This window comes from Neisseria sicca, assembly GCF_017753665.1.
GTDB classification, from domain to species: Bacteria; Pseudomonadota; Gammaproteobacteria; order Burkholderiales; family Neisseriaceae; genus Neisseria; species Neisseria flava.
Genome location: NZ_CP072524.1, coordinates 1682946 through 1696710, shown reverse-complemented (window position 1 = coordinate 1696710; position 13765 = coordinate 1682946). Strand labels below are relative to the sequence as shown.

The 13765-nt window shown below is 53.4% G+C and carries 13 protein-coding genes; 3 read left to right on the top strand and 10 right to left on the bottom strand.

What is annotated here, in order from left to right:
* Window positions 1-320: 320 nt before the first annotated feature.
* The 8 genes from J7445_RS07950 to J7445_RS07920 form a co-directional block, all read right to left on the bottom strand.
* On the bottom strand, window positions 321-959 hold the full coding sequence (locus J7445_RS07950; protein ID WP_209282940.1) for an alpha/beta hydrolase: 639 nt from the start codon (window positions 957-959) through the stop codon (window positions 321-323).
* 110 nt (window positions 960-1069) lie between these two features.
* Window positions 1070-2071 (bottom strand): TraB/GumN family protein, encoded by a 1002-nt coding sequence (locus J7445_RS07945; protein WP_209282939.1) that lies wholly within the window; start codon window positions 2069-2071, stop codon window positions 1070-1072.
* A 136-nt stretch (window positions 2072-2207) separates the two neighbouring features.
* Window positions 2208-3086: an NAD(P)-dependent oxidoreductase gene (locus tag J7445_RS07940; RefSeq protein WP_101810922.1), complete on the bottom strand. Its 879-nt coding sequence runs from the start codon at window positions 3084-3086 to the stop codon at window positions 2208-2210.
* Window positions 3087-3284: 198 nt separating this feature from the next.
* A complete protein-coding gene (locus J7445_RS07935; RefSeq protein ID WP_209282938.1) occupies window positions 3285-4406 on the bottom strand; it encodes a Csu type fimbrial protein in 1122 nt (373 codons plus the stop codon).
* Window positions 4397-6292 carry a fimbria/pilus outer membrane usher protein gene (locus J7445_RS07930; RefSeq protein ID WP_244969468.1) on the bottom strand — a complete coding sequence of 632 codons (1896 nt, stop codon included), beginning with the start codon at window positions 6290-6292 and terminating at the stop codon, window positions 4397-4399. Before J7445_RS07930 ends, J7445_RS07935 begins: the two co-directional genes overlap by 10 nt.
* 134 nt (window positions 6293-6426) lie before the next feature.
* Window positions 6427-6864: a hypothetical protein gene (locus tag J7445_RS12270; RefSeq protein WP_244969467.1), complete on the bottom strand. Its 438-nt coding sequence runs from the start codon at window positions 6862-6864 to the stop codon at window positions 6427-6429.
* Window positions 6851-7576, bottom strand: coding sequence for a fimbrial biogenesis chaperone (locus J7445_RS07925; protein WP_209282937.1), 726 nt, complete (start codon window positions 7574-7576; stop codon window positions 6851-6853). Before J7445_RS07925 ends, J7445_RS12270 begins: the two co-directional genes overlap by 14 nt.
* A gap of 156 nt (window positions 7577-7732) precedes the next feature.
* Window positions 7733-8251 carry a spore coat protein U domain-containing protein gene (locus J7445_RS07920; RefSeq protein ID WP_244969466.1) on the bottom strand — a complete coding sequence of 173 codons (519 nt, stop codon included), beginning with the start codon at window positions 8249-8251 and terminating at the stop codon, window positions 7733-7735.
* Window positions 8252-8332: 81 nt separating this feature from the next.
* On the opposite strand from J7445_RS07920, the gene J7445_RS07915 reads away from it, so the two are divergent.
* The 3 genes from J7445_RS07915 to J7445_RS07905 all read left to right on the top strand — a co-directional run bounded on the left by J7445_RS07915 (window position 8333) and on the right by J7445_RS07905 (window position 12029).
* The gene (locus J7445_RS07915) at window positions 8333-9340 is read left to right on the top strand and encodes an IS5 family transposase (protein ID WP_209282936.1); all 1008 of its coding nucleotides are present in this window, start codon (window positions 8333-8335) and stop codon (window positions 9338-9340) included.
* A gap of 564 nt (window positions 9341-9904) precedes the next feature.
* A complete protein-coding gene (tmk, locus tag J7445_RS07910; RefSeq protein WP_209282935.1) occupies window positions 9905-10531 on the top strand; it encodes a dTMP kinase in 627 nt (208 codons plus the stop codon).
* A gap of 217 nt (window positions 10532-10748) precedes the next feature.
* The gene (locus J7445_RS07905; protein ID WP_209282934.1) at window positions 10749-12029 is read left to right on the top strand and encodes a malic enzyme-like NAD(P)-binding protein; all 1281 of its coding nucleotides are present in this window, start codon (window positions 10749-10751) and stop codon (window positions 12027-12029) included.
* Between the two features lie 66 nt (window positions 12030-12095).
* On the opposite strand, the gene J7445_RS07900 is transcribed toward J7445_RS07905, so the two are convergent.
* Together J7445_RS07900 and J7445_RS07895 are read right to left on the bottom strand one after the other, a co-directional pair.
* A complete protein-coding gene (locus J7445_RS07900) occupies window positions 12096-12743 on the bottom strand; it encodes an HAD family hydrolase (protein WP_209282933.1) in 648 nt (215 codons plus the stop codon).
* Window positions 12744-12803: 60 nt separating this feature from the next.
* The gene (locus J7445_RS07895; protein ID WP_209282932.1) at window positions 12804-13763 is read right to left on the bottom strand and encodes a cation diffusion facilitator family transporter; all 960 of its coding nucleotides are present in this window, start codon (window positions 13761-13763) and stop codon (window positions 12804-12806) included.
* Window positions 13764-13765: the final 2 nt, after the last annotated feature.

The following is a 13765-nucleotide window of genomic DNA, read 5'->3' as shown; positions in this document are numbered from 1 at the left end:
AAAGAACGACTGCTTGCAGGAGACCTATATTTGTGCGGCAGCAGGCAGGGTTCAAGTATAGTGGATTAAATTTAAACCAGTACGGCGTTGCCTCGCCTTGGCTCAAAGAGAACGATTCTCTAAGGTGCTGAAGCACCAAGTGAATCGGTTCCGTACTATCTGTACTGTCTGCGGCTTCGTCGCCTTGTCCTGATTTTTGTTAATCCACTATAAATGGAGGAAAGGCATCAAACCCTGAAAAACGATACCCCGAGTGGCGGGTTGTATACTGGAAACGTCGTCTGAAAATGTTCAGACGACGTTTTTATATGGGAATCTGCTTAACCCAAAACCGATGGGACAAAGCGGGTGATGGTATCGCGCAGGACGATGAGTTTGCCGTGGAAGAAGTGGGATGAGCCGGCGATGGTGATGATAGGCAAACCTTGCGGTTCCGCCCATGTCCAAGCTTTGCTGATTTCAACGACTTCGTCCTCCGCGCCATGAATCATCAGGGTTTTCGATACATCGGGGACGGAGGCAGGCTCGGGGCGGTCGGTGTAGTGGTGTACTGCCGCGCCGATGAGCAGCAGTAAATCCGGCTCGCGCTCTTGGGCGGCGAAGGTGGCGACATAGCCGCCGAAGGAGAAGCCCGCCAATGCGAACTGTTCGGCTTCGGGATGTTGCGCGCGTGCGTGGTCGATGACGGCGATGCAATCTTGCGTTTCGCCGCGTCCGTAGTCGTGAACACCTTCGCTGTTGCCCACGCCGCGCAGGTTGGGCAGGTAACAGTGAAAACCGAGCTGAGATAAGGCTTTGGCGGCGGTTTGAATGACTTTGTTGGTGTTCGTGCCGCCTTGCAACGGATTGGGATGGTTGATGACTGCCACGCCGCGTGCAGGAGTTTGCGCGGCTGGAAGGTAGATGGTTTCGAGCAGCCCTGCGGGGCCTGCGATTTGGATGATGTCGGGTTTTTGCATGGGAGATTTCCTTGGATAGTGGTGTTTGGGTATGGGAATATGTATTGCCTGCAAGAGGTCGTCTGAAAACTGGGGATTCGGGTTTCAGATGACCTCTTGTTGTGTTTGTGTTACCACATCAATATTTTGGGCATGGGCGTTACTTCGTAACCGTCTTTGCGCAGTAATTCGATCAACCCTTGTTCGGACATCAGGTGCATGATGCCGACGGCGAACAGCGTACTTTTTTCAGCAGATTGGGCTTTGATTTCAGGCAGCCATTTCAAATTGCGGCCGACTAATAAGTCGTTTTGAAACCAGTTCAGCATCAAAGGGGCAATTTCGGGGTATTTTTTCAGGGATTGCTGTTCGTATTTTTTATGGGTATCGGCGAAACCGTCAAAGTTGCCGCTTTCGTAAAGACCGTACATTTCATGGGTTTGTTCGAGAAAGTCTTTGTTGTCGTCCGTGGTTGTTTTCAAAATACGGATGATGGTTTCTTCGGGAAAGGCGGAAAAACTTTCCGCTAATTGAGGCATGGTTTCGAGGAAGCGGCGCGGCTTGCCTGTTTTTTGGGCTGACTTGGAAAGCAACATATCCACGCCTGTCGTGGAGCTGTATTCGGCGGGGTAAACGCTTTGGGCAAATAGGAATGCTGCCCAAGGTTTCATGCCGTCGACAGCATCCGCCAAGGGGGCGGTTTCGGGATTTATGCGGAAGGCCTCTTGCAGGGATTGGAAGACTTTATCGCCGAGCTTGGCTTTCAGAGATTTGGTGTCGGTGGCTTGGTTGAAAAACTGTTGGTATTGTTGTTGCGTTTCCGGATTTTCTTCCGGCAATAAGTCGACTTCCGTAGTCAGTTGTTCGACGGAGGCAAGCAGGTTTTCGGCTTCTTTCGATAGGACGGCTTCTTTTTTACCGATGTGGATGGTGCCGACAAGGTAAGAGTCGGGCTGACCTGCTTTACTGATTTTCCAAACGTTGCTGGACAGTTGCGGTACCGACCAGTCGACAGACGGAGCGGAGGCGGTTTTGATTTTTTCATCGGAAGCAGTATGTTCTGCTTCGGGTTGGCAGGCGGTCAGGGTAAGGAGAGTAAAGCCTGCGGCAAGGAGGGAAAGGAATGAGCGCATGAAATTTCCTCTGAAAGATGGGGCAACGGGATGATGTGCAATGTATTTGAATGGTCGCAATACGCTAATCCAACAAGCAAGGTCGTCTGAAAAGGGATATGGGTTTCAGACGACCTTACTGCCGGATTCGACCACTCTATTTCTGATGTTCCGCCAGTTTCAGGTAAACGCCGGCAACGTCTTGTTCACCGTAACCTGCTGTGACGGCTTGACGGTAGCTCTCGGCAACGGTTTCAACGGCGGGCAGCGAATTGCCTGCCTGTTTCAATTCGTGGACGGCGAGGTTGAGGTCTTTTGAGGCGTGTTTGAGGGCGAAGGCGGGCGGAAATTCACGGTTTGCCCACAGGGATTTTTTGGTTTGGAACATGGGCGAATCCATGGCAGAACCGCCGACGGCTTCGATGATGGTGTCGGTATCGATGCCGAATTGCCGCGCCATCAGCATGGCTTCGCTGTATGCCTCGCCGAAGATGCCCAAGAGCGAATTGAGTACGAGTTTCGCGCCGGAGCCTTTGCCGACGTTACCGAAGTGGAAAGTTTTTTTGCCGAGGATGCCGAACACTTTTTGCAGCGGATTTAAAATATTCTCTTCGCCGCCGAAGAGAATCAGCAATGTGCCGTTGGTGGCGGGGACAACCGAGCCAGAGACGGGGGCTTCGGCGAACTGTCCGCCCGCCGCTTCGACGATGTCTTTGATAGCGAGGTTTTCGGACGGGGCGATGGTGCTCATGTTGACGATGATTTTGCCGTCAAGCTCTTTTCGGGTATCTTCGTCGAGGATATCGAGGATGGCGGCGTAGTCGGAAACCATCAGGAAAATGACGGGATACGCGCGGATAAGTTCGGCGCGGCTTGGGTAAACTTTCGCGCCTTTGGTTTGCAAGTCGGTGGTTTTATCGGGTGAGCGGTTGTAAACACCGACTTCGATGCCTGCATCGAGTAGGCGTGTTACCATCGGATTGCCCATCTGCCCCAGGCCGATCCAGCCGATTTGAGTGTATTCATTGTTTGACATGGTGTTTGCTCCTTTGTTGGTTTGATTTGCCATCATATCGGTTTGAAGGTCGTCTGAAAAGTTTTGAAGGTTTACAGACGGTCTTTTTGGCGGAGTCCAAATGAGAACATCCGCCGCTATTCCTTTGCAAACAGGAATAGCGGCGGATTGGAGTCTTCTATAACTATGCTGTTTTTTCTTTTCAGACGACCTATCGGATCAGTATCGGATATCGACGGTTACTTTGTCTTTATATTCGCCCGGGGTGTAGTCGGTGTTTTGGACTTCTGCCGAGATCGTGTGCGTCTGATTGCTGCTGTCGCCGGTAAATCTTTGCGCGCTGCCTGTGCCCGAAGATTGGTTGCCCCAGAGGTCGGAACTGTTACCTTTTTTGAGGCGGTAGGGGACTTTGTCGGTGTTGGCGGGATTGGTAGATTTCATCTCGCCCCTGCCTTCCTGATTACCGTTGGAAGGAATCAGACCGACGGTGTAGGGCGTGCCGTTGGTGCAGCGGACGGTCAGGTTGCCCGACTGCTTCAGGTTGGTACTGCCCGCGGTGTGTGTGCCGAAGTCGATGTCGTCGGCGGAGATGAATTCGCAGACGGGGCTGGCATGTGCCTGTACCGTAAAGGGGAAACTGTCGCTGGATGAGTAATATGCACCGCAGTTGGCAGGATGTTGTCCCCAATAAGTCGTATTCCAGTTTAGTGAGGCGGATATGCCATTGAAGACAGCTTCATACGGGCTTCCGTCAGCGTAAAGTGCGGCGGTTTCCTGATGGTTGAGGAGTTTGGCGGTGAGGGTAATTTGACCTGATTTGGTACCGTCGGGACCGATTACCAGCATCTCGGTCATATAGGGCTTGGCGTTGCTGTTGGGCGCGTTACTACCCCAGACGGTGCCGTCGGGTTTGTAGAGCTGGAATTGTAAGGTATTGGTGGGACGTTTCGGATGCGCAAGCAATCTAGGGTTGTTTTGAGATGGGGAATGATTGCCTCCGTCGATGTTGAAGCATAGGCGTGTGTGGGTAGTATAGGGTCTAAGGTTGAGGCATTCATAGGTAATGGTAGCTTGTACTTCAGGAATCTGTCCTTCAAGCAGATTGATGCCTTGGGTAGGCGTACCAAAGGACAAGACGTTGCCACCTGCGCCTGAGATGCTGCTGACAGACGCGGTACATTTCATATAGTCGCCCACTACACCGTTGTGCGCCCATGTTTGGGTAGGGGCAAACATCAGACATAAGGCTGCGGCGAATATGGTTTTGGGGAGTAGTCGCGAAGTTTGAATGAAACCTGCAGGGTTTGTTTTCAGACGACCTCTCTTTATATTTATCTGCATATGATGTCTCCCAGTTCCGGGATGGAATCCGGATTGTGTGTTTCAGGGTAGTTCGCCTCAAATGTGCAAGTGCCGCCGTTTTCGGGGAGGATAACGGTGAAGCGGTTTCTGCCTTCTTTCATGTTTTCAATATATGTTTTGCCGTCGAAGCCGGTTACGGCTGCCGGTGTGCCGTCTTCGGCAGTAATGCTGCCGCCGCTCGGGAGTAATTGGTTTTGTGCGTCTTTCAGCGTCATGGTGGCGGCGCGGGTATGCTGGATTTTGAATTCGACGCGCATGCCCGAGCGTTCGGGCGGGGCGATTTCGGCGACGGTGTGTTCAAGCTGGACGTCCAGCGGCAACTCGGCAATATCGACGCTGACGGTGTTTTTTTGGTAGGCGGAGAGGCTGGGGATCAGTGCCAACCCTTTGCGGTTGGTTTTGCCTACGGGCATACCGCCTGCGCGGATGGGGACGTCCGCCATATCGCCGGTGCTGACGACGGCGAAACTGTCGTTGACTTGGCGGGTGGCGAAGAGGCTGCCGCCCATGAGGACGAGGCCGCCCCTCCAGCCTGCGTTCCAGTTGCTGTTGCCGCTTTGGCTGTAAACGTTTGCCCAGCCGTCGCCGTAGGTGTTTTGATGGCGGATGTTGCCGTTGAAGGTATTGCTGCGGCTGCCGTTTGCGTTGTCGTTTTGCTGCCAGCCTATGCCCCAGCTGGTACTGCCCATGCCGCTGCTGGTTTTGTTCAGGGTTGCTTGGTAGCTGGTGTTGTGTTTGTTTTTGCTGATGCCTGCGGAGGTTGAGTAGCCGTTGTCAAGGCTGACGGAGAGGCCTGCGTGGAAACTCAGTTCGCGTTTGTTGCGGAAGTTTTTATTGGCGCCGGCGTAGAGCGAGGTGCGGTTTTTGAAGCTGCGGCTCCAGCCGAACGAGCCTACGCCGTCGGCGGGACTGCCTTCGGTGTGGGAATGGACATAGGATAGGCTGAATGAGCCGAGTTTGTCGCTGCTCCAGCCTGCGGATGCGGAGGCGGATGTGGCGGGGTGGCGTGTAGCTTTGAAAAAGTCGGCGCCGTATGCGGTGTCGCCCAGTTCGGCAAATTGTCCGTTGGTGCGGCTTGCGCCCGCGCTGAGGGAAAGTTTGTCCCATTGGGTGCTGAAAAACGCGCTGCCGCGTCGTCCTGTTTTGCCTGCGAAGCGGCTTTCGGCGTAGGTAAGATTGAGTTGTCCGAGCGAACCCAATACGGTATCGGCGGCAATACCCGCCTGACGGTAGCCTCGCGCGGCTTCGCCGTGGATTTGGGCGGTCAGGGTATTGCTGACGCCGTAACGCAGCGTGCCGGAGGCGGCGGGGTCGGATTGGTATTTTGCGGAACGGATGCCGTAATCGCGGCGGACGTAGCCTGCTTCAAACGACCATTCGTTCAAGCCTTTTGCTAAAAGTCCGCTGCCGCCGTAAAGCGGCATATCGACGACGACGGTGCGCCCCAGTACGTCGGTGGCGACGACTTGGGCGTTGCTGCGGCCACTGATGGACGGCGGTAGGATGAGTTCGTATTCGCCCGCTTCGACGTCGCGGCTCATTTGTTTGACGCCGTCAATATAGAGATCGACCGTGCCGGGCAGGGTGCTTTTACCGAGGTAGGAACGTAGCGGGGCGGTTTGTTTCCACGGGCGGGTATTGTAAGTGCGGGAAATTTTGATGCCGCCGATGCGTGTGCCGCCCCATGAGCCGATTTGTCCGGTCAGGGTGTCGCCCACGGTCAGCGATATGCCTTGTTCGGGCCAGACGGTACGCCAGTAGGTATCCAAGCGAGCGGTGTTGCTGCGGGAGCCGCTTTCTTTGTTGTGGCTTCGGTTGGCAAATTGAGTGTGGTTCAGATAGCCCCAAGGCGTACTCAGGCGCATTTCACCGAAAACGCCCTGCGTGCCGCTGCCGGAGTTGTTGCGCGAGATATTGGTGTCGTAGTTCAGAACGGCGGCAAAGCCGGGTTTGGCGATGGCGTAGCGGTTTTCCTGCGGTACGCCGATTCGGGCGGTTTTCAGGTCGGGCTGCCATTCGAGGGGGCGGTGAGATCAAGGGTTTGCGCGGCGGCATCGTATTTTGCCTGCAAACCGGGGACGGAGGAGAGTTCGAACCATGTATCTGCGCCCGGGGCGGACGCGCCGTCCTGTATTTCAGGCACAACGCCGTTTTTGCCTGCCTCGGCAGCTTCTGCGTCGGGCAGGGCAATGCCGTAGGCGCGCAGGGATTCGGGGCGCGCATACAGCACGCCGTTACGCGACATGAAGGGTTCGATGCCGTCGCGTATGCTGCCGTTGACTTTGACCTGCGGGTAAACGGTCAGCCACGCCTGCTCGTAGGCAGCAGGCGCCGCCTGCGTCAGGATGTCCTGTGCAGGAGAGGGCAGGGCGTAGAAACACAGCATCAGCGCGGTACTCAGCCGCGTAAGCCGTGTCCTTAGGTCATGGGGCGGCAAACCGTACCTCCGTTTGGATCGGCATACCGTTTACCGTGGCATTCAGACGACCTTGGTTCAAAGAAGCGGGGGAAACTTCCAGCTCGCGTTTCCAAGTGTTGCCCGGGAGGACGTAGCCCGCCAGACCGCTTGCCAGCGTCAATGCGTCTTTGGCAGAGGTCGTCTGAAACGTAATATTGCTCAGTTGCGCATGGGCGTTGCCTGTATTTTCGGCAACCAAAACCGTTTTGCCGTTCGCGGCTTTTTCAGCACGCCATTGCAGCTTCGGTTCGGCATTGTTTTGAACGTTGACAAACAGCGGCAGCGAATAGCGCATCACCAACTGGATACCTTTTTGCGGTTTCGCATTGGGAGCGGGCAGCTCGTCCACAATCAGGCGGTAGGCTTCTTCAGCCTGTTTGTCGGACGGTTTGACGCGCATCACGCGGAACTGCTGCTGCGCACCCGTTTCCAGTTTGACCATGGGCGGGCTGGCAATGACGGCATCGGTAGGTTCGAGCACTTCACCGCCGTTTGCGTCCTGCGTCCAGCGGAATACGCGCACTTGTGCCGTCAACGGCTCTGCGCCCTTGTTTCCCAAAGTAAAAATGCCCGCCCGCTGTTTGGCGGGCAGGGAAAGCGATGTCGGACTGACTTGCAAACCGGCGGCATGGTTTGGTAAAACCGCTGCCGCCGTCAGCATACCGACAAGTGTGCTGATTGCTTTTTGCATGAGGATTTTTTAGTTGTTTTGTTTTGAGGGAGTAAACCGGATTAGTAGGTCAGGGTTACTTTTACGCGGTCTTGGTAGGTGTCGGGGGTTTTGTCGGACAATTTATCTTGTGGGATTTTTGCAAATACAGGAAGCATGATGGGTGTATCCAAGCCTTTACCAGTCAGAGAGAGAGTTTTGTTCTTTGCCCCACTTAATAGCTGAAATTCCGCCAATTGTTTCATTGAGACCAACTCCGGTAATTTCTGGTTTGTAAAGTTGATACTCGATTTCGTCTGTATTGGAGGTGCCTAATAAACCTTTCAGCTTGCCACTGCCGTCTGCACTTTGGTGATTTTGAGGTTCTAAATGTACTTTGAATACGGTATTTTTACTGCAATTAACCTGGATACCTTGTGTTGTATTGCCTGAGTTGTTGCCTGTTAATTCAGCGCTGTTTTTTTGAGCTTTATGTTCACCAAAATCAATATCTGCTCCTGCAATTGGATCGGCAGCAGAAGCAATTGGAGTTGCCTGACCATGATTTACGACGAAGGTTTCGCAGGAGCCGGTCAATGTCAATTTAACATTGAAGAAATCTGAAGTGCCGCTGTTGATCGGCGCTGCCATTGCAGTATTGCCCATCATCATAAGAGAAGCCAGGGCAAGAGAAGTTAAAGTAAAACGGGTTTTCATCGGAATTTATCCTTGTATGAGACCTTTGCAAAATTCCCCAAAATCCCCTAAATTCCCATCAAGACATTTAGGGGATTTTCCATGAGCACCTTCTTCCAGCAAACCGCACAAGCCATGATTGCCAAACACATCGACCGCTTCCCACTATTGAAGTTGGATCAGGTGATTGATTGGCAGCCGATCGAGCAGTACCTGAATCGTCAAAGAACCCGTTACGTCCGAGACCACCGCGGCCGTCCCGCCTATTCCCTGTTGTCCATGTTCAAAGCCGTCCTGCTCGGACAATGGCACAGCCTCTCCGATCCCGAACTCGAACACAGCCTCATCACCCGCATCGATTTCAACCTGTTTTGCCGTTTTGACGAGTTGAGCATCCCCGATTACAGCACCTTATGCCGCTACCGCAACTGGCTGGCGCAAGACGACACCCTGTCCGAATTGCTGGAACTGATTAACCGCCAACTGACCGCAAAAGGCCTAAAAATAGAGAAAGCATCCGCCGCCGTCATTGACGCCACCATTATTCAAACCGCCGGCAGCAAACAGCGTCAGGCCATAGAAGTTGACGAGGAAGGACAAGTCAGCAGCCAAACCACACCGAGTAAAGATAAAGATGCTCGTTGGACAAAGAAAAACGGTTTATACAGACTCGGTTACAAACAACATACCCGTACCGATGAGGAAGGCTATATCGAGAAACTGCACATCACCCCCGCCAATACCCATGAGTGCAACCACCTGTCGCCTTTGCTGGAAGGTATAGCCGAAGGTACGACCGTCTATGCCGACAAAGGCTACGACAGTGCGGAAAACCGGCAACATCTGAAAGAGCGCCAGTTGCTGGACGGCATTATGCGCAAAGCCCACCGCAACCGTCCGCTGACGGAAGCGCAAACCAAACGCAACCGATATTTGTCGAAAACCCGTTATGTGGTCGAACAAAGCTTCGGTACGCTGCACCGTAAATTCCGCTACGCCCGGGCAGCCTATTTCGGACTGATTAAAGTGAGTGCGCAAAGCCATCTGAAGGCGATGTGTTTGAACCTGTTGAAAGCGGCTAACAGGCTAAGTGTGCCTGTTGCTGCCTAAAAGGTGGCCCGGATGCCTGATTATGGGGCGTCCGGGGAGGATTAAGGGGGTATTTGGGTAAAATCAGGAGCAATTAGTGGCAGAAACAGCCGAAAACCTGTGTTTGGGTTTCGGCTGTCGGGGAAAGGGCTTTTTTGCAAAGGTCTCTGTATGTGAGTTTAGATGTGTATTGACATAGTCTCCGTAATATTTTCTGTGTAACGCTTATACAGCAGGCTTTTACGCCTGAACGGTATATATGACATTATTATGATTTGTGATTATTGTTGCAACTGTTATTGTTTTATATTTTATAAGTTCCTGTGTTTTTTGTAAATTTTTGTATTATTTTTGTTGTTTTTTGCAAAGTGAAAGGCTTTATCGGTTGATTAAAAGGATAAAAGGTCGTCTGAAGGCAGTATTCAAGGTTTGCGGGGTTTTGAAATTGCATTGATTTGAAAACCCGGAAATGTCGGAACCATATGCGGGAAACGCCGCATTAAAAGGCAAGGTCGTCTGAAAGCATTTATAATCTCGCTTTCAGACGACCTTTTGAACATCTGTTCTCTCAATAAAATTGACCTTATGAAACCCAAATTCATCACTCTGGACGGCATAGACGGCGCGGGCAAATCGACCAATCTTGCCGTTATCCGCCAATGGTTCGAATCCCGCGACCTTCCCGTATTGTTCACCCGCGAGCCGGGCGGTACGCCTGTCGGAGAAGCTTTGCGCGAAATTTTGCTGAATCCTGAAACCAAGGCGGGATTGCGCGCGGAGACTTTGATGATGTTTGCCGCGCGGCAGCAGCATCTTGAAGACGTTATCCTGCCTGCGCTGGCGGACGGCATTCATGTCGTTTCCGACCGGTTTACCGATGCGACTTTCGCGTATCAGGGTGGTGGGCGCGGCGTGCCCCTTCAGGATATTGAAACGCTGGAAAATTGGGTGCAGGGCGGGTTTGGTCCTGATTTGACTTTGCTGCTGGATGTGCCGCTGGAAGTGTCGATGGCGCGTATCGGACAGACGCGCGAGAAAGACCGTTTCGAGCAGGAGAAGGCGGATTTTTTCACCCGAGTGCGTGCTGTTTATCTCGAACGCGCCGCCGCGCATCCCGAACGCTATGCAATCATTGACAGCAACCGGAGTTTGGAAGAGGTAAGGGCAGATATCGAACATGCGTTGGCGCGCAGTTTTGGCATAGATATTTAAAACCGAATGAAGGTTGTCTGAAAGTATATGTTTTGCCTCAAAATTAGCTGTTTCAGATAGAAAATAGCGGTATGCGCCGTATTGGGAACATGATAGAATTACAGCCCGTTACAAAATAGGTTTATTTATTAATAAATGATTTTGTAGCGGCAAACGTCCCGAAACCAACGTTTCAGACGACCTCGTCTCAACATCTCTCTCGCAACAGGATCGAAAAATGGAAAACTCATTAAAAGAAGCCGCACTGAAATTTCACGAATTCCCCGTGCCGGGTAAAGTCTCCGTTACCCCCACCAAATCGCTAGCCACGTCCAAAGACTTGGCTTTGGCGTACTCGCCGGGCGTCGCGGCTCCTTGTATGGAAATCCATGCCGATCCGCAAAATGCGTACAAATATACCGCCAAGGGCAACTTGGTCGCTGTGATTTCCAACGGTACCGCCGTTTTGGGCTTGGGCGACATCGGCGCATTGGCAGGCAAACCTGTGATGGAAGGTAAAGGCGTATTGTTCAAAAAATTCGCCGGTGTGGACGTATTCGACATCGAAATCGATGAAAAAGACCCGCAAAAACTGGTGGACATCATCGCCGCACTGGAGCCGACTTTCGGCGGTATCAACCTCGAAGACATCAAAGCGCCGGAGTGCTTTTACGTTGAACGCGAATTGCGCAAACGCTGCAAAATCCCCGTATTCCACGACGATCAACATGGTACCGCCATCATCACCGCCGCCGCCGTATTGAATGCCCTGCGCTATACCGGCCGTAAAATCGAAGAAGCGACTTTGGTTTGCTCCGGCGCGGGTGCGGCTGCGATTGCCTGCTTGAACCAACTGCTCGATTTGGGTCTGAAACGCGAAAACGTAACCGTTTGCGACTCCAAAGGCGTGATTTACAAAACCCGCGAAGATAAAGACCGCATGGACGAGTCCAAACAGTTCTACGCCATTGAAGACAACGGTCAACGCGTACTTGCCGATGCCGTCAAAGGCAAAGACATCTTCTTGGGCCTCTCCGGCGCGAACCTGCTGACGCCTGAAATGTTGAACACCATGAACGCCAAGCCTATCGTGTTCGCCATGGCAAACCCGAATCCCGAAATCCTGCCGCCGCTGGCAAAAGAAACCCGTCCTGACGTGGTCATCGGCACCGGCCGTTCCGACTTCCCGAATCAAGTGAACAATGTATTGTGCTTCCCATTCATCTTCCGCGGCGCGTTGGATGTCGGCGCGACGACCATCAACGAAGAAATGAAACGCGCCTGCGTGTACGCCTTGGCAGATTTGGCAATGGAAGAGGTAACCGAAGAAGTGGTTGCCGCTTACGGTAAAAAATTCGAATTCGGCGCGGAATACCTGATTCCGACCCCGTTCGACTCCCGCCTGCTGCCGCGCGTTGCTTCCGCTACTGCCAAAGCAGCGATGGAGAGCGGTGTGGCAACTCGTCCGATTGCAGACTTGGAAGCCTACGCTGCCAAACTGAGCGAGTGGAAACTGTAATCCGGTTTGATTTGAATGTGATGTAGAAAAGGTCGTCTGAAAATTTTCAGACGACCTTTTTTCGTTTTACAGAATCTTCAGCAAATCTAAAGGCGATGCGATGCGGTAGTCGGGTTGCCAAGTTTCGGTACGATCTTCGGGGGCAATGTAGCCCCATTCGGCGAGGACGGTTTTCATGCCCGTGTTGCGTCCGGCCTGCATGTCGCGTTCGGCGTCGCCGACGTAAACCGTGTGTTGCGGATCGGCGTGGATTTGTTCGCACGCATACAGCATGGGTTTGACGCTGGGTTTGGATTCGCCGCAGGTGTCGCCGCTGACGACGATGGCGGGCGGGATGACGAAGCCGAGTTTGGGGACGAGTTTATCGGTGAAGCGCATGGGTTTGTTGGTGATGATGCCCCATTTGATGCCGCGTTTGTCGAGTTCGGCGATGAGTTTGTTCACGCCGTCGAAGAGGGCGGTGTCTTGGGCGTAGCGGCTGTCGTATTCGTCGAGGTATTCGGTGCGCCATTGGGCGTAGTCGGGATTGTCGGGGGTGATGCCTGCGCCGAGTTTGAGCAGACCTGCCGCGCCGTGGCTGGCTTGGGTGCGGATTTCGTCCATGCTTTTTGCGGGTAGGTTGTGGCGGGCGAGCAGGGTGTTGAGTGCGCCGCCGAGGTCTAGGGCGGTGTCGGCGAGCGTGCCGTCGAGGTCGAACAATACGGCTTGTATCATGTGTTTTCCTTTGGTTTTTTGATGGGGTCGTCTGAAAAGGGTTTCAGACGACCTTTGGGTTTAGTGGTGGTGATGGTGTGCGCCGTCGGTTTCGTTGACACACAAGACGCTGTCAGGATGCGGGTGGTGTTCGCTTTCAATTTGGATGGTGCAGTGTCCGATGTTTTTGTGGGACAACTCGTGTTCGATGCGGTAGGCGATTTGTTCGGATTCGGCAACGGTCATGCTGCCGTCCACGACGATGTGGCAGGATAATACGTTGATATTGCTGGTAATCGTCCAGACGTGTAAGTCATGGACGGATTTGACGCCATCGGTGTTGCGGATGACGGCGAGCAGGTCGTCGGTGTGGATGTTTTCGGGCGCGCCTTCCATGAGGATGTGCAGCGTTTGTTTGAGCAGGTTCCAGCCGCTGCGTCCGACTAGCGCGGCAACGAACACGCTGGCGAGCGGATCCGCCCATTTCCAACCGAACGCCATCATGAGTACGGCGGCGGCAATCGCGCCGACCGAGCCGAGAAGGTCGCTTAAAACGTGCAGATACGCGCCGCGCATGTTGACGTTAGCTTCGGTGTCGCTGTTTTTCAGCATGTAAACCGCCACGCCGATGTTGACCAGCAGCCCGACGACGCTGATAACAAGCATCCCCAGCGTGGCGATTTCGGGCGGATAAAGCAGGCGTTTGACGGCTTCATAGAAAATCAGGGCGGCGATGACCATCAGCGACAAGCCGTTGAACATGGCGGTGAGGATTTCAAAACGTTTGTAGCCGAAGGTCTTTTGCAGCGTGGTTTCTTTTTCGCCGAGTTTGAACGCCCACAACGCCACGCCCAAGGAAAATGCGTCGCTGAACATATGCCCCGCGTCGGAAAGCAACGCGAGCGAGTGAGTCAGCCAGCCGCCGAACGCTTCCAGCAGCATAAAGGCGGCGATGATGATAAACGACACGCGCAATACTTTTTTGTTGGCTGTATGGGTGTGGGCGTGTGCGTGATGATGGTGTTCGTGATGGTGAGACATAA